The 22,336-nt window shown below is 41.8% G+C and carries 35 protein-coding genes, 1 tRNA gene and 1 riboswitch; of the genes, 8 read left to right on the top strand and 28 right to left on the bottom strand.

The window, feature by feature from the left end:
- Window positions 1-40: 40 nt before the first annotated feature.
- From GGR02_RS14600 to GGR02_RS14550, 11 genes are all read right to left on the bottom strand, one after another.
- Window positions 41-220, bottom strand: a complete 180-nt coding sequence (locus GGR02_RS14600; protein ID WP_183185711.1) for a helix-turn-helix domain-containing protein — start codon at window positions 218-220, stop codon at window positions 41-43.
- A gap of 96 nt (window positions 221-316) precedes the next feature.
- Complete coding sequence (locus GGR02_RS14595; protein ID WP_183185710.1) at window positions 317-1,180, bottom strand: DUF5309 domain-containing protein; 864 nt, start codon at window positions 1,178-1,180, stop codon at window positions 317-319.
- Between the two features lie 24 nt (window positions 1,181-1,204).
- The gene (locus GGR02_RS14590; protein ID WP_183185709.1) at window positions 1,205-1,648 is read right to left on the bottom strand and encodes a hypothetical protein; all 444 of its coding nucleotides are present in this window, start codon (window positions 1,646-1,648) and stop codon (window positions 1,205-1,207) included.
- 20 nt (window positions 1,649-1,668) lie between these two features.
- Window positions 1,669-1,947 carry a hypothetical protein gene (locus GGR02_RS14585; protein ID WP_183185708.1) on the bottom strand — a complete coding sequence of 93 codons (279 nt, stop codon included), beginning with the start codon at window positions 1,945-1,947 and terminating at the stop codon, window positions 1,669-1,671.
- Window positions 1,947-2,354, bottom strand: a complete 408-nt coding sequence (locus GGR02_RS14580) for a hypothetical protein (RefSeq protein ID WP_183185707.1) — start codon at window positions 2,352-2,354, stop codon at window positions 1,947-1,949. Before GGR02_RS14580 ends, GGR02_RS14585 begins: the two co-directional genes overlap by 1 nt.
- A gap of 12 nt (window positions 2,355-2,366) precedes the next feature.
- Window positions 2,367-2,768 (bottom strand): hypothetical protein, encoded by a 402-nt coding sequence (locus GGR02_RS14575; RefSeq protein WP_183185706.1) that lies wholly within the window; start codon window positions 2,766-2,768, stop codon window positions 2,367-2,369.
- On the bottom strand, window positions 2,761-2,982 hold the full coding sequence (locus tag GGR02_RS14570; protein WP_183185705.1) for a BhlA/UviB family holin-like peptide: 222 nt from the start codon (window positions 2,980-2,982) through the stop codon (window positions 2,761-2,763). Before GGR02_RS14570 ends, GGR02_RS14575 begins: the two co-directional genes overlap by 8 nt.
- Window positions 2,983-3,860: 878 nt before the next feature.
- Window positions 3,861-4,646, bottom strand: a complete 786-nt coding sequence (locus GGR02_RS14565) for a hypothetical protein (protein ID WP_183185704.1) — start codon at window positions 4,644-4,646, stop codon at window positions 3,861-3,863.
- A gap of 158 nt (window positions 4,647-4,804) precedes the next feature.
- Window positions 4,805-4,966 (bottom strand): hypothetical protein, encoded by a 162-nt coding sequence (locus tag GGR02_RS14560; RefSeq protein WP_183185703.1) that lies wholly within the window; start codon window positions 4,964-4,966, stop codon window positions 4,805-4,807.
- Between the two features lie 15 nt (window positions 4,967-4,981).
- A complete protein-coding gene (locus tag GGR02_RS14555) occupies window positions 4,982-5,899 on the bottom strand; it encodes a tyrosine-type recombinase/integrase (RefSeq protein WP_221210880.1) in 918 nt (305 codons plus the stop codon).
- Window positions 5,900-6,017: 118 nt separating this feature from the next.
- Window positions 6,018-6,090 (bottom strand) — tRNA-Val (locus tag GGR02_RS14550).
- 299 nt (window positions 6,091-6,389) lie between these two features.
- Here GGR02_RS14550 and GGR02_RS14545 point away from each other — a divergent pair.
- Window positions 6,390-6,926, top strand: a complete 537-nt coding sequence (locus GGR02_RS14545; protein ID WP_183185701.1) for an HD domain-containing protein — start codon at window positions 6,390-6,392, stop codon at window positions 6,924-6,926.
- A 23-nt stretch (window positions 6,927-6,949) separates the two neighbouring features.
- On the opposite strand, the gene metC is transcribed toward GGR02_RS14545, so the two are convergent.
- Together metC and GGR02_RS14535 are read right to left on the bottom strand one after the other, a co-directional pair.
- Window positions 6,950-8,122: a cystathionine beta-lyase gene (metC, locus tag GGR02_RS14540; RefSeq protein ID WP_183185700.1), complete on the bottom strand. Its 1,173-nt coding sequence runs from the start codon at window positions 8,120-8,122 to the stop codon at window positions 6,950-6,952.
- Between the two features lie 4 nt (window positions 8,123-8,126).
- On the bottom strand, window positions 8,127-9,230 hold the full coding sequence (locus tag GGR02_RS14535) for a methionine biosynthesis PLP-dependent protein (protein ID WP_183185699.1): 1,104 nt from the start codon (window positions 9,228-9,230) through the stop codon (window positions 8,127-8,129).
- 72 nt (window positions 9,231-9,302) lie between these two features.
- Window positions 9,303-9,409, bottom strand: a riboswitch (SAM riboswitch).
- A gap of 151 nt (window positions 9,410-9,560) precedes the next feature.
- Between GGR02_RS14535 and GGR02_RS14530 the strand changes: the two genes are divergently transcribed.
- The 4 genes from GGR02_RS14530 to GGR02_RS14515 all read left to right on the top strand — a co-directional run bounded on the left by GGR02_RS14530 (window position 9,561) and on the right by GGR02_RS14515 (window position 13,720).
- The gene (locus GGR02_RS14530; RefSeq protein WP_183185698.1) at window positions 9,561-10,289 is read left to right on the top strand and encodes an alpha/beta hydrolase; all 729 of its coding nucleotides are present in this window, start codon (window positions 9,561-9,563) and stop codon (window positions 10,287-10,289) included.
- 71 nt (window positions 10,290-10,360) lie between these two features.
- Complete coding sequence (locus tag GGR02_RS14525) at window positions 10,361-10,882, top strand: YjcG family protein (RefSeq protein WP_183185697.1); 522 nt, start codon at window positions 10,361-10,363, stop codon at window positions 10,880-10,882.
- Complete coding sequence (locus GGR02_RS14520) at window positions 10,882-11,310, top strand: GNAT family N-acetyltransferase (protein WP_183185696.1); 429 nt, start codon at window positions 10,882-10,884, stop codon at window positions 11,308-11,310. Before GGR02_RS14525 ends, GGR02_RS14520 begins: the two co-directional genes overlap by 1 nt.
- A gap of 217 nt (window positions 11,311-11,527) precedes the next feature.
- A complete protein-coding gene (locus GGR02_RS14515; protein ID WP_183185695.1) occupies window positions 11,528-13,720 on the top strand; it encodes an ATP-dependent helicase in 2,193 nt (730 codons plus the stop codon).
- A gap of 10 nt (window positions 13,721-13,730) precedes the next feature.
- Here GGR02_RS14515 and GGR02_RS14510 read toward each other — a convergent pair whose 3' ends face one another.
- The 3 genes from GGR02_RS14510 to GGR02_RS14500 form a co-directional block, all read right to left on the bottom strand.
- Window positions 13,731-13,985, bottom strand: a complete 255-nt coding sequence (locus GGR02_RS14510; RefSeq protein ID WP_066323323.1) for a stage VI sporulation protein F — start codon at window positions 13,983-13,985, stop codon at window positions 13,731-13,733.
- A 110-nt stretch (window positions 13,986-14,095) separates the two neighbouring features.
- Window positions 14,096-14,221: a YjcZ family sporulation protein gene (locus tag GGR02_RS14505; protein WP_084256213.1), complete on the bottom strand. Its 126-nt coding sequence runs from the start codon at window positions 14,219-14,221 to the stop codon at window positions 14,096-14,098.
- 70 nt (window positions 14,222-14,291) lie between these two features.
- Entirely contained in the window at window positions 14,292-14,528 is a 237-nt protein-coding gene (locus GGR02_RS14500) for a hypothetical protein (RefSeq protein ID WP_183185694.1), read from the bottom strand.
- A 109-nt stretch (window positions 14,529-14,637) separates the two neighbouring features.
- Here GGR02_RS14500 and GGR02_RS14495 point away from each other — a divergent pair, with 109 nt between their 5' ends.
- Window positions 14,638-14,955, top strand: coding sequence for a thioredoxin family protein (locus GGR02_RS14495; RefSeq protein WP_183185693.1), 318 nt, complete (start codon window positions 14,638-14,640; stop codon window positions 14,953-14,955).
- A gap of 35 nt (window positions 14,956-14,990) precedes the next feature.
- On the opposite strand, the gene GGR02_RS14490 is transcribed toward GGR02_RS14495, so the two are convergent.
- The 11 genes from GGR02_RS14490 to GGR02_RS14440 form a co-directional block, all read right to left on the bottom strand.
- Window positions 14,991-15,161 (bottom strand): hypothetical protein, encoded by a 171-nt coding sequence (locus tag GGR02_RS14490; protein ID WP_183185692.1) that lies wholly within the window; start codon window positions 15,159-15,161, stop codon window positions 14,991-14,993.
- A gap of 14 nt (window positions 15,162-15,175) precedes the next feature.
- Window positions 15,176-16,036 carry a DUF421 domain-containing protein gene (locus GGR02_RS14485; RefSeq protein ID WP_183185691.1) on the bottom strand — a complete coding sequence of 287 codons (861 nt, stop codon included), beginning with the start codon at window positions 16,034-16,036 and terminating at the stop codon, window positions 15,176-15,178.
- Window positions 16,037-16,048: 12 nt separating this feature from the next.
- Window positions 16,049-16,255 carry a DUF1657 domain-containing protein gene (locus GGR02_RS14480; RefSeq protein WP_183185690.1) on the bottom strand — a complete coding sequence of 69 codons (207 nt, stop codon included), beginning with the start codon at window positions 16,253-16,255 and terminating at the stop codon, window positions 16,049-16,051.
- 11 nt (window positions 16,256-16,266) lie between these two features.
- Window positions 16,267-16,623, bottom strand: coding sequence for a stage V sporulation protein AE (gene spoVAE / locus GGR02_RS14475; RefSeq protein WP_183185689.1), 357 nt, complete (start codon window positions 16,621-16,623; stop codon window positions 16,267-16,269).
- Window positions 16,620-17,636 carry a stage V sporulation protein AD gene (spoVAD, locus tag GGR02_RS14470; protein WP_183185688.1) on the bottom strand — a complete coding sequence of 339 codons (1,017 nt, stop codon included), beginning with the start codon at window positions 17,634-17,636 and terminating at the stop codon, window positions 16,620-16,622. The genes spoVAE and spoVAD overlap by 4 nt, the downstream gene beginning before the upstream one ends.
- A complete protein-coding gene (spoVAC, locus tag GGR02_RS14465) occupies window positions 17,633-18,115 on the bottom strand; it encodes a stage V sporulation protein AC (protein ID WP_183185687.1) in 483 nt (160 codons plus the stop codon). Before spoVAC ends, spoVAD begins: the two co-directional genes overlap by 4 nt.
- A gap of 12 nt (window positions 18,116-18,127) precedes the next feature.
- Window positions 18,128-18,595 (bottom strand): YhcN/YlaJ family sporulation lipoprotein, encoded by a 468-nt coding sequence (locus tag GGR02_RS14460; RefSeq protein ID WP_221210879.1) that lies wholly within the window; start codon window positions 18,593-18,595, stop codon window positions 18,128-18,130.
- A gap of 67 nt (window positions 18,596-18,662) precedes the next feature.
- Window positions 18,663-18,866, bottom strand: coding sequence for a DUF1657 domain-containing protein (locus tag GGR02_RS14455; protein WP_183185686.1), 204 nt, complete (start codon window positions 18,864-18,866; stop codon window positions 18,663-18,665).
- Between the two features lie 113 nt (window positions 18,867-18,979).
- A complete protein-coding gene (locus GGR02_RS14450) occupies window positions 18,980-19,183 on the bottom strand; it encodes a holin (protein ID WP_066323313.1) in 204 nt (67 codons plus the stop codon).
- A 13-nt stretch (window positions 19,184-19,196) separates the two neighbouring features.
- Window positions 19,197-19,397, bottom strand: coding sequence for a hypothetical protein (locus GGR02_RS14445; RefSeq protein WP_183185685.1), 201 nt, complete (start codon window positions 19,395-19,397; stop codon window positions 19,197-19,199).
- Window positions 19,398-19,729: 332 nt separating this feature from the next.
- Complete coding sequence (locus GGR02_RS14440) at window positions 19,730-20,173, bottom strand: hypothetical protein (protein ID WP_183185684.1); 444 nt, start codon at window positions 20,171-20,173, stop codon at window positions 19,730-19,732.
- A gap of 178 nt (window positions 20,174-20,351) precedes the next feature.
- Here GGR02_RS14440 and GGR02_RS14435 point away from each other — a divergent pair, with 178 nt between their 5' ends.
- Window positions 20,352-21,068 carry a BMQ_0737 family morphogenetic spore coat protein gene (locus tag GGR02_RS14435; protein ID WP_183185683.1) on the top strand — a complete coding sequence of 239 codons (717 nt, stop codon included), beginning with the start codon at window positions 20,352-20,354 and terminating at the stop codon, window positions 21,066-21,068.
- A gap of 101 nt (window positions 21,069-21,169) precedes the next feature.
- On the top strand, window positions 21,170-21,913 hold the full coding sequence (locus GGR02_RS14430; RefSeq protein WP_183185682.1) for a hypothetical protein: 744 nt from the start codon (window positions 21,170-21,172) through the stop codon (window positions 21,911-21,913).
- A 32-nt stretch (window positions 21,914-21,945) separates the two neighbouring features.
- On the opposite strand, the gene GGR02_RS14425 is transcribed toward GGR02_RS14430, so the two are convergent.
- Window positions 21,946-22,293, bottom strand: coding sequence for a DUF1360 domain-containing protein (locus GGR02_RS14425; protein WP_183185681.1), 348 nt, complete (start codon window positions 22,291-22,293; stop codon window positions 21,946-21,948).
- Window positions 22,294-22,336: the final 43 nt, after the last annotated feature.

The following is a 22,336-nucleotide window of genomic DNA, read 5'->3' as shown; positions in this document are numbered from 1 at the left end:
ACCTCCAGTTTCTTTTTAATAAAATATGTGTTTTATTTTTCTATTTTTTATCAATATACTCTCTATACATTTTCTCTTTTTCTCGATTCATGCCGCATTCTCCGCGTTCATATCTCGAAAGTAACGACTGAGAGCATTGGAGATATTCTGCTAGTTCTTTTTGCGAAATGTGTTTTTTCCTGCGCTTCAAAAGATACTCATCACGCAATTTGATATTCATTTCATTTCACCTCCTGTCAAAAATATGAGTAAATTTTTTATAAAAAAAGAGGATACAAGCAAAATGCAAGTATCCCCTTTTTGACTATGTACTTAATTAAGCAACCGTTACGACGGCAACGGCTTTTGGAGAAGCGATCTTCAATGTTGCTTCTGCGATGACATGTCCTTTGACGCTGTCACCTGTTTTTGCGAGTGGCTCGAAAATCGGCTCACGCAAGAATACAGCACGTACATATGCATCATTGAACACAACCATTTTGTCGGCTGGAACATGTTTACTTAAAATCATATTCAACGTTCCGTAATTAGTTTGAATTGAATCGACTACAAGCCCAAAATCGTTAGTGACATGTTGATATGAATAACGATCTTTGTAAATACTATCAATCTGTTCCTTGATTTCAGCATTGACAAGTGCATAGTAGTTCCCTTCAGCAAGGTCTTGTAGCCATAATTTCTTCATCACTTCTTTTACGGTATCTTCTGTAACTGTATCGGTCACGTTGACAGCGTTAGCAGGATCTGCAAATGAAATGAGTCCACCCATTTGACGCTTTCCAGTGCTTGAGCCATCATCTTTCACGCCAGTGATGAATTTTTTCTCAATGTTAATTTTGAGTTCAAGCAAACGGTCAGAAACTTCATTTGCAAATTGTGCTGTTTGCATCGCTTGAGCCGTACCTGAAACGCTCACACCTTTCTTGAAAATTTCTAGTACATTGTTCAATTCTCTGCGTCCACTTTCTGTGAATACAGTTGTTTCGCTACCTTCAACTGCTGAAATATCTTCATCATGAGAAAGAGTTTTTTCACGCCATGTATAGATAGTAGAAGTCGCTTTTTCAAAACCTTTTGCAAGAAGAAGTGAAGTGAATGGTGTTGCTTGCACTCCGATCACCGCGATTTCTTTAGACAAATTCACAAGTTCAGCATTCGTAAAGTTTGCAGATTTAAACATATTATCATCCTCCTATTATTATTATTATTGGAATAATTTAGAAATTTTAGTGGCAATCATACCTGCCACGTCTTTCTTTTTTTCATATACGCTATATTCATCAGTTTTGACATGATCGGCAGGTACATAACCACTTTCGATACGAATTTCGTTAACGATATTTTGAAGTTTCTTCACTACATCAGCCAATTCATTTTCATTAGATACTTTGACAATATCTGCAAATTTATCTAGTCCATTTTCTTTCAATGTCAATTGCACTTGCTTTTGAAATAGTTCTTGCTCTTTTTCAGCAATTTTTTGCGCTTTTTCTGCTTCATTCGCAAGTGTTTGTTCCATTTTTGAAATTTTTTCGACTAGTTCGAGATATGTTTTCATATCTACTTGTTGCTCTTGTTGCTCTTGTTGTTGTGTTTGCTCTTGTTCTTGTTGCTCTTGAGTTTGTTCTTGTACTACTTTTTCACTCATACTTCATACCTCCATTTTCATTAAATATATTTGATTTTTACCTGTCCTCGTGTGAGGATAGGTTTCCCATCATATAACCCTCGAAACTCGAAAATAATTTCTTGTTTGTCATCGGGGAGTATATAATCAAAATAAAAAATCCCCACATTCTCTTTTTGGGAATCATCTAAAATAAATTCTTCAATCAATTGTTTTTGGGTGTCATATATTCGCAACTTCACATCAGCAGGATCAATATTTTGCCCATCGAAACTGCGAAAATGACATCTCAACCGTACAGTATCGCCTGCAAGTGCCATCATGTCACCTCCGTAAAAGAAGGATTTTCAATACTGTGAGCATATGAACGATGTTCAGCGACATGTGTCGTGGATATATTTTCATATACTGTCGCATGAGCATATATATGTATATTTTCTTTTTTTTGTGTTGTCTGCGCTGTCGCATATGACGACATATGACGTACATATGACGCGATATTTCTATTCTCATGTTTTGAAAGCGTTTGATTTTCGCTTATACGGGCTTCTGAAGTGACAGGAAATATAAAACTATTCACCTCGACAAATTCGCGTCTATGACGCTGTATTTGCGTCTGGATAGGATATATATATGACGTGACATGTCGGCTCTCTTTTTTCACTTGTTCGCTTCTATTTGTATCTGAAATTATTTTTTTAACGACTGAAATGACTTCAATATACATATTAATCACCGCCTATTGTTGCGGCACTTGGATTTTAACTTTCAATGTCAACTCATCTGCACTATTTTCAAATGTGAACGGTGAGAATGTTTCTTCTGTCATGATACGATTTTGCGTGTCAAGTACTCTCACTTTTGATACTGTACCCATCACATCTGCACCAGTTACAGTTACAGTTATTTCCATGTTTGGATTCGATTCAACGGCGACTTGTTCAGTGATAGGTTCTCCAAAATCGTTATATCCGACTACTTTTTCTTCTGTGCTTTTTGTATGCGTCCAACTTGCTTTTGTGCCGCCGATGTTTGTTGAGAAAACTTGAATATTGTCAGATGTGAGCAATACAACTTTCTTCCAATTTCCTACGATATGCTCACGAATAGAAATATATCCGCTTGACGTAATTTCAGCCATTCATTGACACCTCCATTTTTTCGATTTTTTTCTCAATTCGTTCGATTGCTTGGACGATACGCTCTTGTGCTTCATTCTGTTTTTCGATTTGTGCGAGAAGTTTTTCTTCTCGTTGTTTTGCCTCTTTTCGTGTATCCGCGAGCAACCAAACGAATAATAAAGCGAATACACCATTTGTTGCGAATTGCTCTAATGGAATAGATGAAATATCCAATGTCAACGCCCCCTTTCCAAAAAGTAATAAATATGAGAAAAAAAGAGATAAAAAAAAAGAGTAGGCAAAAGCCCACTCCAAGAAAATGGAGGCGAAAAAGTGAATTAGTAAAACTTTGCATTGATACATGAAAGAATCTCGTATTGTTGAGGAAGGGAGATATACCCTTCATTCATTGTCGATTAAATCGGCAATCAATGAAAAATATACATACCTTTCATAATATAGGTTTTAAAACGAAAAATTTTCGGGATTTTTGCCCAAATTATATTTTTATTTTATACTCCTCATAATATAGGTTTTTAAATGAAAAATTTTTAGGATTTTTGCCCAAATTATATTTTTAATACACACCTTTCATAATATTGCTTTTTAAACAGAAAATTTTTAGGGTTTTTCCTTAAATTATATTTTTAGTACATATCTTTCATATTATTGCTTTTTTTAGGAAAATTTTTTAGGATTTTTCGCCGAAATTTTATACTCCTCATAATATAGCTTTTAAAATGAAAAATTTTTACGATTTTTCCTGTAATTATCACCTCATAATTATATATTCTGTGAAAAATCCTTAATTTCTCCCATTTTTTCGACACAATATTATCTACAATTTTTACATACCTTTCATAATATAGGTTTTTAAATGAAAATTTTTTAGGATTTTTCCTTAAATTATATTTTTATTGCATACCTTCCTATAATATTGCTTTTTAAACGAAAATTTTTCGCGATTTTTTTCGAAACACCACTTAAATTTACCATTTATTTACATATTTGTTCACAAATTTGTCACAATTTACGAAAAAACTTTTCGACAAATTTCGCAAAAGTGTAGAAAAAGTATTGAGAAATAAGCGTTTTCTTTGTCAAGTGTTTTTTTATGCCACTTCCCACATCATTTCACGCCACGCTTCTTGCGCTTCACGATCGAGTAGAGCCGACACAATCGCATAGAAATAGCCGAAAATGTTTATGATTTTACGTCCACGTTTCAAATTCCGAATCATTTGTTTGAGTGCCGAAATGCCGAGTTGTGTCTTTTCTTCTAGCGTCATATACGTATAGTAGTATGTTTGAATTTGAATAACCTTCCATAATTCCTCTATAATTGTAAAATCATTCCAAAAACAACGTACAAAGTCGCGAAATTGGACTGGTACTCTTGAAGAAGTATATGAAGCGTCGAGAGTATCTTCTGTTTCAACGTTCTCTGTACGTTTATTTATATTATTGTTAGTTTCAAAAGAAGAATGATAGTTTTCTGCTCCGTCAATTTTCGCATTTTCTGCTACGTCATTTGTAGATGAAATAGAAGTGTATCGCTGAAATACATAGACATTGTGTGCTTGTTTACCGTTTTCTTTTTTTGTATTGTAGACAATCAAAAGACCGAATTTTTTGGCTTTTCGCAACATACGCTCGAAAGTAGAACGTGAAATTTCATGACCTGCTTCATGACATGCGGAAACAAGCGTTTGAATTTTTGCGTTACAAACGCCGGCAATTTTGGCACTGAAACGAATTATACGCTTTAAAGCGATAAGTTCACTCTTTGTAAATTTTGATTTAAGGTCAATCATCCATTGCTCGATCTGATTATTGAAGTCACGAATATCCCGAAACTGTGATAAATGTTTAAATTGCTCAATGCTTCCTGCTTTCATTTTTTCATTCCTCCTATCAAACGTATGTTCGATAGGATAGATATAACTAAATAAACCTACTTGATTTTTATTTTAAAAAATTGTAGGATTTAATTAGTCGTATGTTTAGTTATATCTATCCTATGGGAGTGATGTTTGCGTCATCACTCCCACTTTTTTCATTTTGCAAAATTCAATGCTTCAAATGCTTGTTGGTACTGTTCTAGAAGATCATCTACATTAGCCCCGTTTGCTTTTTCACGCTTCATCTGCTGAATTTGTGCGTATAGCACCGCTTTCAATGTCGCTAGTTCGGTTTCAGTCACTTGAATTGTTTTCATTTTTACCCCTCCCGCTTAAATGTCTAGATTGTTTAAAGGATTATATTTATCATTTTGTTCTCTTAAATCGTTCCCCCACATAGCAACGTAACGCATTGTGACGTTGATATTTTGGTGTCGCATGAGTTTCTGAATGGCAAATGCCGACATTCCCGACATGGCTAACCGATGACAAAATGTGTGTCTGAATGTATGTGCTGATAGACGTACATCCTTGAAATTCATGATCTTTGCTAAGCGTTTGAAAATATTTTGTACTGCGTTCGGGGTAAGTTTCTTATTGTATCTGTTTGTAAAAACATACTCACTCAAATTTTCAGCACCGAAATATTGTTCACAATACAATTTGTAAGATGCTAACTCTTTAGAGAATTTTTCGGTCATCGGAATAGTTTCACGTTTCCGACTTTTGCCGAAAACGGTCATAGTATGATTGACAAAATCAACATCTGCCCATTTCAGCGAACAGAGTTCGCTCAATCGTAAACCCGTGCCTAATAACGTTACGATGATCGAATAATCACGATAAGCATAGAACGCCTTTTCTCTTTGTTTGATTCGTCTGTAATAATTTAACATTTGCTTAATGTGATAATCGGAAAAAACGTCAATTTTCACATCTTCTTTAGCACGCTGAAATTTTTCGGCTGGATTCTTGTTTATCACTTCAATTTCGATCATATAATTGAAAAATGCTTTAATTCGTTGAAGTTTTGTGTTTGTAGTAGTAGATACATTTCCTATTTCTTTACAGTAGAGTAAATATTTTTTGATTATACTTGAAGTCACATCTTGAACATTCACTATTCCATTTTCAATACAAAAATCTAAAAAATGCTTTAAGATGTTTTGATACGTTTCAATCGTTTTAGGAGTTACATTTTTAAATTTTCTGTCATCTAAAAAATCTTGAATTGCAAATTTAAGCAACAAAAAAAACCACCTCACATTTCTGTGAAGTGGTTTACCCGTATTGTAGCAAGTTTCGCTACGACCACAACATTTTTCAATGTTGTGAATATTGAGCGAACCATTGATACAACTATTCTGATGATTCCGACTGGGCTCGAACCAGCGACCTCTACCCTGTCAAGGTAGCGCTCTCCCAGCTGAGCTACGGAATCGTATTCATATGCTCTATCGAACACATTTCTAATTATATAGACGCAAATACGATTTGTCAAATACTTTTTTTAAAAAAATTTTCTTCCCACTTTTTTAACTTAGAAAGCAACTTGTTGTTCGGAGAGAAAAGAGGAATGGAATTTCGATTAACAGCGTTTAAAGCTAACCAAAGAACGTTGGTTTGGCTCGAGCTTGTATCATTATCACGAATATACAATCTGCCAGACAATCGCCTATTGTCCTATGTTTCTTTTTTATGCTATGATGAAAAGAAACACTTGAAACGGAGGGGATGTTGATGAGATACGTCACATTAGCAGACGTGTTTGCCCATCCGGTGGCACAGAAATATTTAAAGCGGTCTGGGATCGCCCATGCGATCGCCACGGCTTATCATGCGTATCGTCTCGCCTTGCAATATGGCGTCAATGTCGATCTTGCGACAAAAGCTGCCTTATTGCATGATATCGGCCATTATGAGTGGTATGCAAACGGAACTTGGGACTACGAGCAATATAAGCAAAACGATATCCACGCCATTAAAGGCGCCGAGCGAGCACACAAGCTATTAATCCGTTTAGGCGAGCATCCGAAAAACGCCAAAGAAATTGCCCTCGCCATTCTTTTGCATACAGACTCTTATCTCCCAGAAGGAGAATTTAAGCGAAAACCGCTGCAAACAATTATCAAGCTCGCAGACGAAGCCGACGAAGAACCAGGCGGCAAACACCATTACCGGAAAATCGACGAAACACTTGCTTGGAAAAAAATAAAACAGCTCGACGAACTCGTCGACCGAAAAATGCATCACGAACGGCTCGATGACATTATATAGGCTAGGCGGACGCATCCCCTAGCCTATGAAACTGCTTCTGACGCCTTCACATAGGCGAGCGCCTCCGAAAAATCTGCCATTAAATCTTCCGCTGCTTCTAACCCGACACTTAACCGCAACAAGCCGTCCGTAATCCCCCGCTTTTCTCTTTCTTCTTTTGGCATTGCCGCATGCGACATTTTCGCTGGATACGACAAAATCGATTCGACCGCTCCTAAACTGACCGCAAAGACCGGAATTTTCACATGCTTTACAAGCGTGCGAACCGCTTCCTCATCCGCTAAGCGAAACGACAATACCGCACCAAATCCAGACGCTTGGTACCGATGGATGGAATGACCTGCATGGTGTGAAAGCCCTGGATAGTACACTTCTTCTACTTTTGGATGCTTTGCGAAAAATTGCGCTATCTCTAGCGCTGTTTGCGACGATTGCTTTAAGCGCACGTGCAACGTCTTTAACCCTCGCAACACAAGCCACGCATCTTGCACACCTAATACCGCCCCGAACGCATTTTGCAGCTTATACAACCGCTTCGCAAGCTCCTCGTCTTTGACAACAGCAAGCCCTGCCAACACATCACTATGCCCAGCTAAAAATTTCGTCGCACTATGCAGCACGACATCGACACCCAAATCAAGCGGGCGCTGCAACGCCGGCGTCATAAACGTATTATCTAAAAACGTCAAACAGCCGTTTGCTTTTGCAAGCTTGACAATGCCACGAATATCCGTAATTTTCAATAACGGGTTCGATGGCGTTTCGATGTAAATGACTTTCGTATTCGGGCGAATATGGGAAGCAACTTCATGCAAATCCGTCATATCAACAAACGTATACTCAATGCCAAAGCGGCTTAACACTTCCGTAATCATGCGGTACGTACCACCATATACGTCCTCTGTCACTAACACATGATCCCCTTTAGACAACAGCAAAAACGCGGTAGAAATCGCCGCCATTCCGGAAGAAAAAGCAAAGCCGCGCACTCCCCCTTCCAATTCCGCAATCGTTGCTTCTAGCGCCTCGCGCGTCGGATTTCCAGAACGGCTATAGTCATATTTTCCAAACGTATCAAAATCGGCTTGATGAAACGTCGAAGCATGTTGAATCGGAACGCTCACGGCACCGGTATACTCATCAATTTTCCAGCGGTTATGCAACAACTTCGTTTGAAACGAAAACGATTCGCCCATTTCGCTACGCCTCCCTCATTTTTTTCAAAGCTTGCGACAAATCCGCGATTAAATCTTCGGCGTGTTCAATGCCGACTGAAAAGCGCAACAGCCGATTACAAACGCCGTTAGCTACGCGAATTTCTTCTGGAATGTCCGCATGTGTCTGCGTCGCCGGATACGTAATAAAACTTTCCACGCCTCCTAAACTTTCCGCAAACGTGATGAGCTGTAAATTTTGTAAAAAGCGATTCACCCATCGTTCGTCGCGCACACGAAACGATAACATGCCGCCTCGTCCTGGATACAATACGTCCGTCACGTCTTCATGCGCTGCTAAAAATTCACTAATTGCTTTTGCATTTTCTTCATGCTTTCGCATCCGTAACGCGAGCGTCTTCATCCCGCGAATAAGCAGCCACGAGTCAAACGGCGACAGCACCGCTCCGATGGCGTTATGATATTCGGCAAGCCGCTGACAAAGCGCTTCACCTTTCGCGACAACAAGCCCTGCCAATACGTCGTTATGGCCGCCTAAATATTTCGTCGCACTATGAATGACAATGTCTGCCCCTTCTTCAATCGGACGCTGGATGACCGGCGTATAAAACGTATTGTCAACAATGAGCAACAAGCCGTGCCGCTTCGCTACCTTCGCTACTTCGCTAATGTCTGTTTCTTGCATGAGCGGATTTGTCGGCGTTTCTAAAAAAATCGCTTTCGTTTTTTCCGTAATAGCACTCTCCACTAAAGATATGTCGCGAAAATCGACGTAATGAAATACCAAGCCATATTTCCGCCACCCTTTTTCAAACAGGCGATACGTCCCACCGTAAAGATCAGCGGATACTAAAAACTCATCGCCGCTTTCAAACAGCGCCATCACCGTCTGAATCGCTGCCATTCCTGAGCTGAAAGCATAGCCTTGATCGCCGCCCTCTAGCTTTGCGATTGCTTCTTCAACAATTTTGCGTGTCGGATTGCCTGTGCGAATGTAATCAAACCCTGTAGACTGCCCAATTCCTTCATGACGGTATGCCGTTGAAAAATAGACCGGCGGATTAACCGTTCCTGTCGCCGTTTCGCTTCGATTGCCAATTTGCGCAAGCAATGTCTCTAAATTTTTCATCATTTCCTCTTCCTTTCCAAAAAATAAAAGCCTTCTAAGAAGAAGGCTTTTTGCTCGAAACAAACACGCTTCTTCTTATCTTCCGAATTGAACCCAATTCGCTGGATTTAGCACCTGGCCGATACCGGCTGGTTGCTGAAGCTTCACAGGGCCAGTCCCTCCGCTTCTCTTGATAAGAACAAATAACAATATAGAATTTTCTGATTTTCTATCAATTTACACGATTTTTTTGGAATTTGCAAGCAATTTTTTATTCTTACCTCTAAGCTAGTGCAAGGTGCTCTGGGCATGCTACAATAATAGACGAATTTCACATCTGGAGGGCAGACGATGATTATTCAAAAAGGAACCGTGACGGAGCAAACGATTTATAGCCATGAATTAGGAGAAGACGTGTCGTTATTGATTTATTTGCCAAGTACATTTTCGCCACTATATAAATATTCCGTATTGATTGCGCAAGACGGGAAAGATTACTTTATGTTTGGCAAAATAGGCCGTGTCGTAGAACAGCTCATGGAAGAACGGGCGATTGACCGCACGATTGTCGTTGGCATTCCGTATGCGAATGTTGATGACCGGTATGAAAAATACCATCCAAACGGAAAAAAGCATGCCGCTTACGTCAAATTTTTGGCGAATGAACTCGCGCCATTCATCGATCGAGAATTTCCGACATACCAAATGGGGATGGGACGCGCCTTCATCGGCGATTCGCTCGGTGGGACTGTATCGCTCATCACAGCGCTTACATATCCGCATACGTTTGGCAAAATCGCGATGCAATCGCCATACATCAATGACACGATATTAGAAAAAATCGAGCAGTTTACCGAACCGCATTTACTTAAACTGTACCATTCTATCGGCATCGAAGAAACCGCTGTCAAAACAACGGACGGTCGCGTTCGCGATTTTGTCACTCCAAACCGACACGCGCGTGATCGTTTTCTACAAAAAGGATTTGACTATACGTATGAAGAATTTGCCGGCGACCATACGTGGACATATTGGCAACCAAATCTCCCGAAGGCGCTCGCTTCGATTCTTGCGCTCTAACGAAAGATAACGCTGTCATCCTTTTCAAAATTTTGTTATAATTAAATAATACCGAATAAGGAGGGGTTCCGATGACGAAGTATGGTATTGCTATTTTTCCATCGAAACGAGTACAAGATTTCGCCAATTCGTACCGCAAACGTTACGACAGCCATTACGCGCTCATCCCGCCGCATATTACACTAAAAAGCGCGTTTGAAGCAGATGAACAACAAATCGACCAAATCGTCCAAGAGCTGCAGCGAATCGCAGCAGAAACGGATGTTATCCCGTTAACGATTACGAAATTTAGCTCGTTTTACCCAGCAAATACAGTCATTTATTTAAAAGTCGAGCCGAACGAAACGTTGACGGCTTTACATCAAAAATTATATAGCGGCATCTTCACCGACCAACCAGAATTCGCTTTTGTTCCACATATTACCATCGGACGCGATTTATCCGACGGTGAATATTTTGACGTCTATGGACAACTAAAAATGCAGACCGTCCACTTTTCCGAAACAGCTGACCGCTTCCATTTGCTTTATCAACTCGAAGATGGCGCTTGGACCGTGTACGAAACATTTCGGCTTGGAAAGGAAAAATCGTAATGAACGTTATGTTTGGAAAAAAAGGGGAGGCGCTTTATGAAGATGCGCTTTATGTGCGCCACCTCGTATTCGTAAACGAGCAGCGCGTTCCTCTTGAAGAAGAAATCGACCAGTTCGAAGACGAAGCGCTTCATTTTGTGCTTTATGACGAAACGAAGCCAATCGGTGCAGGCAGGTTTCGCTTGTTAGATGAAACAACGGCGAAAATCGAGCGAATTTGTGTCTTGCCTACCGCAAGAAAAACAGGAGCCGGTCGCCTTTTAATGGAGCACATTGAACAAGTAGCAAAACAACATGGTGCGACAAAAGCAAAGCTAAATGCGCAAACCCATGCCGAGCCGTTTTACAAAAAGCTCGGCTATGAAACAATTTCCGATATTTTTTTGGATGCAGGCATTCCACACGTCACGATGGTAAAAACGCTTTAGGACCGTGCATACGGTCCTTATCTTTTGCCTGCTTCTCGCTTTTTTTCTTTCGTTGCGCTCTTTTCGCAACAAACAGCGACAACCGGAAAACAGCTCGCTACTCGTTTCATTTTCCCCTCCTTTTCGTCACATTTGCTTCCGCATGAACAAATTCTTTTTTCTTATTGTATGTTTTGTTATGATGGAGATTGATTGAAACGGAAAAAGGAGTTTTGCAATGGAACGGGCATTATACAAAGGAAAACTGATTGACCTTTCCGTGCTTGCGCGCGAAAAATATGAAGCTGTCTACGAATCAGCGCTACGTGGGAAAATTGTTTGTGTGCACTGCAAAGAGCCAGTCAACCTATATTTAGGCATCCAACAACCGCCGCACTTTTATCACGACGAACGGGTCAACTGCTCCGCTTCTCGTTCCAACAAGCAGTCATGGAAGATGCCTATCGCCTATGAGCCGCTTGTTTCGTTTCGGCAACATAGCCGAAGAGCACATGCAGAAACAAATGATTTTCTTTCTCGGTCAGGCGTTTCTCTTGACGCTGCACAATTGCAGGCCGTAACGACGACAGAAGGACCGCTGCTTGTACTTGCTGGCGCCGGAAGTGGCAAAACGCGCGTCTTAACGGCACGAACGGCGTATATGATTGCCGAAAAAGGCATTTCGCCATCAGCCATTATGCTCGTCACCTTTACAACAAAAGCAGCACAAGAAATGAAAGCTCGCCTCCTCTCTTATCCGTGGATGCAGCCGTCGGTAGTCTCACCGCTTGTATCCGGTACGTTCCATAGCATCTTTTATCGCATGGTTTCTCATACAGACCGCGAGCGCTGGCATACAAGCCGCCTGTTAAAATGGGATTGGCAAAAAGAACAAATGATTAAAGAGGCAGGGCGCGAAATCGGATTAGATGAGCGGCAGTTTGCCTACGACCAAGCGCTCCAGCGAATTTCGTACTGGAAAAATACACGCACAAACGTCGATGACCTCCACCCAGCGGAACAATGGGAAGCGCAAACCGTCTATTTATACAAACGGTATGAAGAAATGAAACAAGCCCGTCAGCTGTTTGATTTTGATGATATGCTCATCGGCTGTTATGATATGCTTTTAGAGCGCCCGACACTGCTTGCGCGCTATCAAGAACGATTTCGCTATTTTTTAATCGATGAATTTCAAGATATTAACCAAGTGCAATATGACATTATTAATCTCTTATGTGCACACACGCGCAATCTTTGCGTCGTCGGGGATGACGACCAATCGATTTATTCGTTTCGCGGCTCCGACCCGTCGTTTATTCTTGAATTTGACAAACACTATCCAGAAGCAAAAATCATTACATTGACGGAAAACTACCGTTCATCCCATAGCATCGTTTCGCTTGCAAACGCAGTCATCACTCGCAACCGCTCGCGGCGGAAAAAGCAAATGAACGCCCAGTTTTCGTCCGACGAGCTTCCGCTTTTCTTCTTTCCATACGACGAAGAAGAGGAAGCAACAATGGTCGTTGAAGATATAAAAGAACGACTCAAAAACGGTGCAAATCCGGCTGATTTTGCGATTTTATACCGCACGAATGCCGCCTCGCGAGCAATTTTTGAGCGGCTTGTCCAGTCGAACCTTCCGTTTGTGCTCGCAAGCGACAGCGAATCGTTTTACGAGCGCCGCTTCGTCCGCTATTTACTTGCGTATTTGCGCTTAAGCGTAAATCCAAACGACGAAAAGGCAATGAACGATTTACTTGTGTCGCTATTTTTAAAACAAACGATTTTACAAGAACTAAGGGCACTTAGCATTCTCGAAGATTGTTCGCTTGTTAAGGCGCTCACCAAGCTAACCAATATTCAGCCGTTTCAGCGCAAAAAATTAAAGGCAATCGTGCCGCTTTTTAAACAGCTGGCGAAATTAAAACCGTTAGAGGCAATCGAATTAGTGGAAACAGAAATGGGCTTTTCCGAATTTCTGAAAAAACGCGGCAACGACGGAAACGCCATCGAACGAGGCGCCGATGACATTCGTGACGTTAAAGTAGCCGCGAAAAAATTTAAAACCGTGCCCGCCTTTCTTCGCCACGTCGATGACATGACGGAAACAGCAAAACACGTAAACGAGCACGACCACGCGATTCAACTTTCGACCATTCATCGCGCCAAAGGATTAGAATACAAATACGTCTATGTTTTAGGAGCGGTCGAAGGAAGCATCCCACATGACTATGCGCTCGAAGCGTACCGAAATGGAGATATATTGCCATTAGAAGAAGAGCGTCGCTTATTATACGTCGCCATTACAAGGGCGCAACATGGCGTTTTTCTTTCTATTCCATCACAGCGCCGGTTAAAAGTTGCGTCCCCGTCTCGCTTTCTAAAAGAATTTATCGTAAAGATGAGCGAGGGAGTTCGGAAATAACTCCCCTCGCTTATTTTTTATTAATCATATTGGCAATTGTATTGAAATCGAGCTGTTTGCCGTTTTGAATGATCGTTTGAACAATTTTGTCCTCAAGTTCTTTCGGCACTTTACGGTTAGCAATTTGCGCAACGCGCTTAATGACGCCGCGAACCGTTTGCTCGTCTTTGAAATTGGCGTGCTGCAGCGAATTGGCGAGCTCTAAAATGTCTTTCATATTGACGCCTGTTTTCTTTTCCACGTTCTTAAAAAATTGGTTATCCATCATGTCAACCTCCCTTGTTTTACTAACGTATGAAAAAAATAGCCCTCTGTGCATGGAAGCAAGAAAAAATACGAGCTGTTTTCGACGAAACAGCCCGTACCATTTCTTCTTTAACCGACGAACGCAGCACCGACAATAATTAACAAAATAAACAATACGACGATTAATACGAATGTAGAGCCGTAGTAACCGCCATATCCATACCCACCATATCCGTATCCGCAATATCCAAACATTGCTTTGCACCTCCTTACGCGTTGGTAATGTTATCGTATGCGAAAGCAAAGCGAACGGTATGGGCGGCTCTTAAGAAAAATAGCGGAAAAGTTGTGTGAGCTGCTTCTCTTTTTTTCGAAACCAGCCATCAATGTTCGTCAAGTCACCATTCACTTCTTTTAAAAATTGGCTGTTCACTTTTTCAATTTCTTTCATTTTCTTATCAAATTCCGTCCCCCATTTTTCGATTCGCTTTAAAAATTGGTCATGCCCTTCTTGCTTTGACTTTGCGACTGCTTCTAACGATTTTTCGAATTGTTTGCTCATCTTTTCACCGCCTTTCTACTATGGTGTATGCCGAAAGCAGACAACGTGCCAAGGCGGATGAAATATGATACAGTAAAAACGTATACAGTAAACAAGGAGGAAGTAGAAATTGAAGGAATTACAAACGGCAGAACAGTTTCATGAAACGATCTCGGGAGACAAACCGGTGATCGTGAAATTTTATACGACATGGTGCCCGGATTGTGTACGAATGGACATGTTTATTGACGACATCGTCCGTGAATATTCGCAATACGATTGGTTTCAAATCAATCGCGACAATGTGCCGGACATTGCGGAAACGTATCAAGTGATGGGCATTCCGAGCCTACTTGTCTTTCAAAACGGACAAAAAATCGCACACCTTCATAGCGCCAATGCCAAAACGCCAGAAGAAGTGCGAACGTTTTTACAGTCGATTTATTAGTACCACGAAAAAACAGCCGATGGTTGCATCGGCTGTTAATAGTCAATGTCTTCAAAATCTTTCGGTTGATGGGTGAGATGGTCGTCTTTGTTGATCCACTCAATCGTTATTTCTTCGTCCGTCGTGTAAGTAGGCTTCTCCCCGTCATTTTTCTTCAATGATAGCTTCATTTCCTCATCGGTTGTTTTTACTCGTCGATTTTCCACCCAGCGTTCCTCCTTTAATTTTTCAATAGTGGGGTGATTTTTTGTAATAAGTCGTTCAACTTTTTCGCATTTTTTTCATACATTTGTTTTGCTTCTTCCGATTGCGTTTCTAACGCAAACAACTCGAAATCAGCTTGCACTTTTTTCATCGCTGCCAACAAAAGCTGTTTGTCTTGCGGCTGTTGCACGTTTAGTTTGTCGTCGTATAAATCAACCGTAAGCTGTCCATAGCTATCCACTTGCGCTAAAAAGACGTTTTCAATCGCAATCCCCTGCTTATCAAGCTCCGTTTTCAGCCAGCCGCGATTTAAGCCCATCGTCGCGAGTGGCTCGTCTAAAATTTTTCCGTCCATAACAACCGTTTGCGGCTCTTTTTCGGATGGAGGATTTGGGAAGACATCCCCGACCGCTAACGGCTGTTTTTCTCGTTTTAATAACACATTCAAATCGCCGTTTGGCTCTAATACCGCAAACTCAACATCAGCGACACGAAAAACATCTTTTTTCCTTAGCTGCTCCATTAGCTCATCGATCGTATATTTTTCCCGCTTTAAATTTTCCTCTAGCACTTTTCCGTTTTTAATAAATACAGTAGAATTGCCCTCGACGAAATCGCGAAATTTTTTATTATGCAACGAAATATACGAAATAAGAACAGGGAATAACGACCAAATTAAAATACTTGTGATTCCTTCTTGCAAGTTAATATCCAAATCGGTCGACATCGTTCCGGCAATATCGCCAACGGTAATGCCGACAATATATTCAAAAAACGACAACTTCGATAGTTGCTTTTTTCCTAAAATCCTTGTAATGACAAACAGCCCGATTAAAATCGAAACGGATCGAATCGCTGCTTCTAACCAGATCGGCATCGCGTATACACCTTACTTTCCATGATATTGCGGTTCTTCTCGTTCCAGTTGGCTGACGCGCTCTTTTACATCGGCAATCACTTCTTCCGTCAGCAGCATCGCTTCATGAAACGCTCGCTGCGCCTTTTCATCCGTTGACGTAAGGGCAAATTGTTGGAAGCTTGCATGCATGCTTTTTAAACTCGCTAAACTTTGTTTCACTTGCGAAGCAACGGTCATTGCTTTCCCTCCTATCCTTTCGGTCGAAATAACAACGCGCCAATAAATCCGAACACAATCGCAGCGGAAATACCAGCACTCGTTACTTCAAACATTCCTGTTAACACACCAATAATCCCGTGTTTATCCGCTTCTTGCAGCGCTCCGTGAACGAGCGAATTGCCGAAGCTTGTAATCGGAATCGTCGCGCCCGCACCAGCGAAATCAATCAGCGGCTCATATAAACCAAATCCGTCCAAAATCGCACCTACCACAACTAAAATGGAAAGCGTATGCGCTGGTGTCAACTTGAACACATCGATCATTATTTGCCCAATGACGCAAATAAGCCCACCAACAACAAACGCCCAAAAAAACAGCCCGATCATCTCTCTTCACCTCCGAACTCAATCGCCACAGCGTGTGCAATGCACGGAATCGTTTCGTTTTGCTGAAACGTCAGCGGTGACAATAAAGCTCCTGTTGCCACGACGAGCATTCGCTTCCATTCGCCTCGTTTCATCCGGTTCAATAAATGTCCGTACACAACCGTTGCGGAACAACCAGCGCCGCTCGCTCCTGATAATACTGGTTGGTCTTCTCGATAAATAAGCAGCCCGCAATCTTGGTAGCGCTCGTCTTCGATTGGCAATCCATGTTCCCGCAACAAATCAAACGACACTTGGCGTCCGATTTTTCCTAAATCGCCCGTTACAATTAAATCGTAATAAGAAATATCCACTTGCATGTCGCGCAAATGGGCTTCAATCGTATCAACCGCAGCAGGTGCCATTGCTCCTCCCATATTAAACGGATCGCTTAGCCCCATATCGACGACGCGCCCGATCGTTGCCGCCACAACACGCGGTCCTTTTCCTTCGCTGCTGACAAGCGCCGCTCCTGCACCAGTGACAGTCCATTGTGCTGTCGGTGGCTTCTGTCCCCCATATTCCGTCGGGTAACGAAACTGCTTTTCCACCGCTGTATTATGGCTTGCCGCCCCCGTTAAAATGTAGTTTGCCCCACCGTGATTCACGATAAACGCGCTAAGCGCTAACCCTTCCATCGATGTTGAACAAGCGCCAAATACCCCAAGATACGGTGCTCCGATCGTTCGCGCTGCAAAATTTGATGGCGTCATCTGGTTAATTAAGTCGCCAGCAATCATAAATTGAACGTCCTCTTTCGCAATTCCCCCCTTTTCGATCGCTTTAAAAAATGCCTCTTCAAGCAACACTTTATGTGCCTTTTCGTACGATTCTTCCCCAAGCCAAAGATCTTCATGCAACAAATCAAAATCATCGGCAATACGGCCATTCGCTTCAAACGGTCCGCCGACCGTCGCTGTCGCTACGATTACCGGTCGGTTTTCAAACACCCACGTTCGATGCCCTTTTCTCATCCGAGTCCCCCCCATTTCACGGCAATCGTTTTCACTAATGCGACAATAAAGGCAGCAAACGTTCCGAACAAAATCACCGAGCCAGCAAGTTTAAACATATTCGCGCCAACCCCTAAAACAAACCCTTCCGTCCGATGTTCAATCGCTGCGGAAATAACCGCATTACCAAACCCTGTAACCGGCACCGCTGTCCCTGCCCCAGCAAATTGTGCGATTCGGTCATACACGCCAATACCTGTAAAAATCATCGATAAAAAGACCATCGTCGCCACCGTTGGATTTCCCGCTGTCTGTTCCGTAAAATCAAAAAAATACATATAAAAATACGAAATCGCTTGTCCAATCACACAAATGATTCCACCAACGAAAAAAGCACGAAAACAGTTTTTTACCACTGGACGTTTCGTTTCCCGTTCTTTTTCAAATAAATGGTATTCTTGTTGGACAGGGGTTACATTTTTTCGCTTCTCATTTGCCATATTGTCACCTCTTTACGTGCGCTCTTCACTTAGCCGCTTCAATTCATCAATTTCCCGATTCATTTGCCGTTCGCTCAACCGGTCTTTTTCGATTTTTCCGCGCAATTCATCCGTCTTCCAAAATAGTTTTAAATCGCCCGAAGTCGTCACCTCGTGGTCTGGAAATAAACGTTCGAGTTGCTGCTGAATATCTTTCGCGATTTGCTTCATGCGAAACCGCGCCATTTGTTTCACTTGATAAGCGAGCAACAGCTTCTTATCTGTACTGACTGCAACAGCATCGCGAATATCGTCACGCTGCTTTATTTGCGCGACCGCTTGTTCCGCGACAGACTGACGTATTTCAGCTGTTTTCGCCGTTCCGTCCGTGCTTAGCTGAATCATATTTTTCCCTTGCAATGATTGTTTTTTCACCCCAGGTTCACGCGCACAACCGACCATTAAACATCCGATTAGTATGATTCCAATCCATCGTTTCATTGCTATCAACCCATTCTTATGTAGTTTCTGTAAAGGCGGAAAGGTTGGTCATAAACCAACCTTGAGCTTATTGTTTATATTGTGGTTCTTCGTTTTCAATTTCTTGCACGCGGGAGTTAATTAAATCAACGATTGCTTGCGTTTGTTGCGCTGCTTGTTGATAGATTTGCTTTGCTGCTTTGTTTTCTGTCTGCAAAGCGAACGTTTCAAAACTTGCTTGTGCTGATTTTAATCCCGCTAACGTTTGTTTTACTTGTGCTGCAACGGTCATTGTCAAAACCTCCTAATAAAGTGGATTACAATCGTTAGCATGAATCGTTTGCCTCCAAAATATGAATTCCATTTTTAACTAAAAAAAAACTGCCTCTTATTCGAGGCAGCGATTTATTCTTTCTTCTCCACTTTATCTAAATAGCCGCGACCGAGCGACGGATTATTTAAAATGCCCGCCATGACTAAAATGCTTAAAAACGCATCGTACAGCCGTTCATACTTTCCTAAGTCAATATCGACACCAAACGTTTGCAACGCAAGCAAACCAAACGAACCGATCGCTAACCAAAGGCCGTAATTTTTAAATCGCTCCATGCTCTCACCTCACTTAAATCCAAGAAAACGGACGTCGCTCTCCGTCATTATCGTCGGCTACGTTTTCTTGTATTTCCTCGACGTCTTCGTCACGATCGCGCCGTGGAGAAAACCATGGGTCGTGCAAGCGTCTTTTCGGGATAATCACGACCTCGTCCGCATGCACGATTAATTTATCGACATGAATGACACGCGCTTTTTTATGTTCTGACATGTTCACTTCCTCCTTCATCTATAGAAAGGTTTGCACCATTAGACTATGCACTTGTCACGAATATGGTATAGGCATTTTCCATAAAAAAAGGATTATCCTTTCCGATAATCCTCACGATTCGTTACTTTTTCTTAATTGGCTTCCCACACCCACAGCCGCCTTTTTTCCCTTTCTCCATAGACGATGAATATAAAGGATACGCCTTCGTCCCGCTAATCACAATCGGCTTTTTCCCGCTCATTTTTTCCCCTCCATGTGTAAAGTTATCGTTATTGTATGAAGGAAAAAAGCGATTGGTAACGGTCAAGTTCCCATTTTGCTGCATGGGATGGCTAATCCTCTTCTCCGCTAAACGAAAACGGGCTTGAAAGCGATGATGGTTCCCTTTTTTCATGCTTGGCGATTGCGTTTTGCTGTCTCAGCGTATGCAAAAACCAGCTTTCGCTTTCTTCTGCACTTCTGTTCGATCGAGATTGCCCCAACTGCTGCTCCAACTCTGCTTTTTCTCGCTTTACCTTTTCTAATTGTTCATAACGCTGTTCGCTTAATAAAGCAAGCTCCTTCAACACAACGTTTTCCGCTATCACAGCTTCGACTTGTTTCGTTAGCTCTTTTATTTTTGCCTCCGCCTTTTCGAGCGCTTCTTTTAATCGCTCATTCTCTAAGACAATATCTCCTTCCTCGTATGCTTTCGCCTTGTAGCGTGCTAGCTCAGATTGTAAATAAATAATCCGTTGTTTTAAAAGAACAATATCGTCTGCCTGCTTCGCTTTCACACACAGTCCCCCTTTCCATCGTTCTACTTACAACAAATTCACCTGCCCAGCTGTTTAGACCAAAAAAATGAAATTTCCGCTTTTGTCACGGCACATTTACCTAACTTTTTCATACTATACAGTAGTCCTAACACCCACATATTTCTGTGGGAAAAATTTTAAACAGGAGGAAAAAGTTATGGGTCACTCTCATCATAAAGAAAAAGTATGTATTAAGACTCGTAAAGTGTACGACTGGGTTACACGCCAAGTCGATGTGCCGCTCAGAAGCTTTTCGAACAATGAACTAGAAACAATCTTCCCAAGCGACAAATGTCCGCGAAACCACGAAAGCATTTGTGACTTCTTCACATCGAACGGAATGAACCCACACGATTTTACAATCCGCTGCTTCTTATCTGATGAAGACGGCAATCGAATTGATCCAGTCGTCGACAACGATGCGCTCATTTGCCAAGAAATTATCCAACCAAACGGTCGCCAACCAGTTACCGTTACACTTCCGTCAGGCGATGAAGTCACGTTGCAAAAAGTAAAAGTGCTTGTCAAAGGGCATGTCGTCGTGCAAATTTTAAACGCTAACGGGCAAGTCGTTTGCGAATCAAATGCTATTCCATTCGCTACCGCACAAACATTTATTTTATGCGCACCAGAAGGAACAACGCTCGACTGCCACATCTCCTTCTTCGAATGCGACGCGAGCCTTATTTGCACAAACAACTTCTCGCAACTAGACGTTTCGATTACCCTTTGCTTAGAAGTGCAAATGGAAGCAGAAGTAAAAATCGAAGTCGAAGCTCGCTTCTGCAAACCGCGCGAAGAAATTTTAGAAGCAACGCTTTGCCCAACAGACAAATTCCCACCGCAATGCCCTGAAGTATTCCCGAGCCGCTAAACTTTACGAGTTAGGCTGTTGCCACATTCAACAGCCTTTTTTGTTTTTTCTCATCGGATGAATGATAAGCACATATATATAGCTGTAAAGGAGGGGTGCAGATGGGAAAAAAACCCCCAAACGAGCATATTCAGCTGCAGCAAAAATTAATTTATTACCGCGCGGAAATCGCTAAATACGAGCAACAAATAAAGACGTTAGAGACAGAATTGCAAAAAGAAAAACTGCGCAACGAGTTGTTACTTGATAAACTGTATGAGACACAGTCTATGCATGTAGAAACGTACGAAAAACAAATCGCCCAGCTTGAACAGCAGCTACTATCGTATGAAGTTGCTTTAGAAGAAGCAGAGCGGCAAATTCAGCAATTAAAAAAATGGAAAGTGCCCGAAGAGAAAAAGCAAACGGTAATGAACGTGCAAGCATTTTTTGCCTATTCCGTTGTTCTTCCTGAAACTTCTGAAGAAGAAACGCTCGTTATTAGCGATTTTTTCGTGCAAAACATCGGAACAGAACCGCTGCAAAACATCATCGTCTGCCTTCACATCCGCCCAAATACAGCAGCCGAGTTAAGCGGAAAAATCGCTACATATTCAACGAAAGAAGTGGACGATGCCGAGTGGATTTTTGCGTATGAAAATTGGCGCGAACGAATTAAAAACGATGGGGAATACTGGATTAAGCCATTTCAGCAAAAACCACTGCTCCCAAACGAGCAACTCCGGCTTACTAATCTGCAAATTCGGATAAAAAACGCCCCTTCGACCGTTATTGACGGGTTTGTTTATGGAAATGAGCTTCCTAACGGCGTCGCTTCGCTAAACCGCATCGTTCTTAACAAATAACCTCTCCTCATCGATATGAGGAGAGATTTTTGTTATGAAAGCTTTTGGACAATTGTTTCGAAAAACGAAGCGCATCCAGCTATCGCTAACACAATAATCAACGGTTCAAATACGTCCGGCCATATCGTATAGCCGACGTACAATCCCCCCGCACACCATATTCCTGTGCACCAATAGCAACTTAGCAACTCCCCAATCCACTTTCTCCCCCCTTCTCCCTTTACAACAAGAAACGTTTCTGTCGTTCCGTCCGGCATCGTTTCCTCCACTATTTCATGAAACGGCTTACGAAGAAACGATGTAATCGTATCGTACACAATCAATCTCGTTAAACGGAAACTTGCTAGTGAAAACACGAAAAAGAAAAACGGATTCCCCATGTCTTCTCCTCCACCGCTTTTTTCCCCATTATATGTCAGCAAC

The sequence above is a fragment of the Anoxybacteroides voinovskiense genome (genome assembly GCF_014196205.1).
In the GTDB taxonomy this organism is placed as follows: domain Bacteria; phylum Bacillota; class Bacilli; order Bacillales; family Anoxybacillaceae; genus Anoxybacteroides; species Anoxybacteroides voinovskiense.
Note: the sequence above shows the minus strand (reverse complement) of the source record. Positions and strands in the feature narration are given on the sequence as shown.

Excerpts from the sequence above, each read along its gene's own strand:
- GGR02_RS14600 (WP_183185711.1), bottom strand. The coding sequence starts at position 220 with ATGAATATCAAATTGCGTGATGAGTATCTTTTGAAGCGCAGGAAAAAA.
- GGR02_RS14595 (WP_183185710.1), bottom strand. The coding sequence starts at position 1,180 with ATGTTTAAATCTGCAAACTTTACGAATGCTGAACTTGTGAATTTGTCT.
- GGR02_RS14590 (WP_183185709.1), bottom strand. The coding sequence starts at position 1,648 with ATGAGTGAAAAAGTAGTACAAGAACAAACTCAAGAGCAACAAGAACAA.
- GGR02_RS14585 (WP_183185708.1), bottom strand. The coding sequence starts at position 1,947 with ATGGCACTTGCAGGCGATACTGTACGGTTGAGATGTCATTTTCGCAGT.
- GGR02_RS14580 (WP_183185707.1), bottom strand. The coding sequence starts at position 2,354 with ATGTATATTGAAGTCATTTCAGTCGTTAAAAAAATAATTTCAGATACA.
- GGR02_RS14575 (WP_183185706.1), bottom strand. The coding sequence starts at position 2,768 with ATGGCTGAAATTACGTCAAGCGGATATATTTCTATTCGTGAGCATATC.
- GGR02_RS14565 (WP_183185704.1), bottom strand. The coding sequence starts at position 4,646 with ATGAAAGCAGGAAGCATTGAGCAATTTAAACATTTATCACAGTTTCGG.
- GGR02_RS14560 (WP_183185703.1), bottom strand. The coding sequence starts at position 4,966 with ATGAAAACAATTCAAGTGACTGAAACCGAACTAGCGACATTGAAAGCG.
- GGR02_RS14545 (WP_183185701.1), top strand. The coding sequence starts at position 6,390 with ATGAGATACGTCACATTAGCAGACGTGTTTGCCCATCCGGTGGCACAG.
- metC (WP_183185700.1), bottom strand. The coding sequence starts at position 8,122 with ATGGGCGAATCGTTTTCGTTTCAAACGAAGTTGTTGCATAACCGCTGG.
- GGR02_RS14535 (WP_183185699.1), bottom strand. The coding sequence starts at position 9,230 with ATGAAAAATTTAGAGACATTGCTTGCGCAAATTGGCAATCGAAGCGAA.
- GGR02_RS14530 (WP_183185698.1), top strand. The coding sequence starts at position 9,561 with ATGATTATTCAAAAAGGAACCGTGACGGAGCAAACGATTTATAGCCAT.
- GGR02_RS14525 (WP_183185697.1), top strand. The coding sequence starts at position 10,361 with ATGACGAAGTATGGTATTGCTATTTTTCCATCGAAACGAGTACAAGAT.
- GGR02_RS14520 (WP_183185696.1), top strand. The coding sequence starts at position 10,882 with ATGAACGTTATGTTTGGAAAAAAAGGGGAGGCGCTTTATGAAGATGCG.
- GGR02_RS14515 (WP_183185695.1), top strand. The coding sequence starts at position 11,528 with ATGGAACGGGCATTATACAAAGGAAAACTGATTGACCTTTCCGTGCTT.
- GGR02_RS14510 (WP_066323323.1), bottom strand. The coding sequence starts at position 13,985 with ATGGATAACCAATTTTTTAAGAACGTGGAAAAGAAAACAGGCGTCAAT.
- GGR02_RS14505 (WP_084256213.1), bottom strand. The coding sequence starts at position 14,221 with ATGTTTGGATATTGCGGATACGGATATGGTGGGTATGGATATGGCGGT.
- GGR02_RS14500 (WP_183185694.1), bottom strand. The coding sequence starts at position 14,528 with ATGAGCAAACAATTCGAAAAATCGTTAGAAGCAGTCGCAAAGTCAAAG.
- GGR02_RS14485 (WP_183185691.1), bottom strand. The coding sequence starts at position 16,036 with ATGCCGATCTGGTTAGAAGCAGCGATTCGATCCGTTTCGATTTTAATC.
- GGR02_RS14480 (WP_183185690.1), bottom strand. The coding sequence starts at position 16,255 with ATGACCGTTGCTTCGCAAGTGAAACAAAGTTTAGCGAGTTTAAAAAGC.
- spoVAE (WP_183185689.1), bottom strand. The coding sequence starts at position 16,623 with ATGATCGGGCTGTTTTTTTGGGCGTTTGTTGTTGGTGGGCTTATTTGC.
- spoVAD (WP_183185688.1), bottom strand. The coding sequence starts at position 17,636 with ATGAGAAAAGGGCATCGAACGTGGGTGTTTGAAAACCGACCGGTAATC.
- spoVAC (WP_183185687.1), bottom strand. The coding sequence starts at position 18,115 with ATGGCAAATGAGAAGCGAAAAAATGTAACCCCTGTCCAACAAGAATAC.
- GGR02_RS14460 (WP_221210879.1), bottom strand. The coding sequence starts at position 18,595 with ATGAAACGATGGATTGGAATCATACTAATCGGATGTTTAATGGTCGGT.
- GGR02_RS14455 (WP_183185686.1), bottom strand. The coding sequence starts at position 18,866 with ATGACCGTTGCAGCACAAGTAAAACAAACGTTAGCGGGATTAAAATCA.
- GGR02_RS14450 (WP_066323313.1), bottom strand. The coding sequence starts at position 19,183 with ATGGAGCGATTTAAAAATTACGGCCTTTGGTTAGCGATCGGTTCGTTT.
- GGR02_RS14445 (WP_183185685.1), bottom strand. The coding sequence starts at position 19,397 with ATGTCAGAACATAAAAAAGCGCGTGTCATTCATGTCGATAAATTAATC.
- GGR02_RS14435 (WP_183185683.1), top strand. The coding sequence starts at position 20,352 with ATGGGTCACTCTCATCATAAAGAAAAAGTATGTATTAAGACTCGTAAA.
- GGR02_RS14430 (WP_183185682.1), top strand. The coding sequence starts at position 21,170 with ATGGGAAAAAAACCCCCAAACGAGCATATTCAGCTGCAGCAAAAATTA.
- GGR02_RS14425 (WP_183185681.1), bottom strand. The coding sequence starts at position 22,293 with ATGGGGAATCCGTTTTTCTTTTTCGTGTTTTCACTAGCAAGTTTCCGT.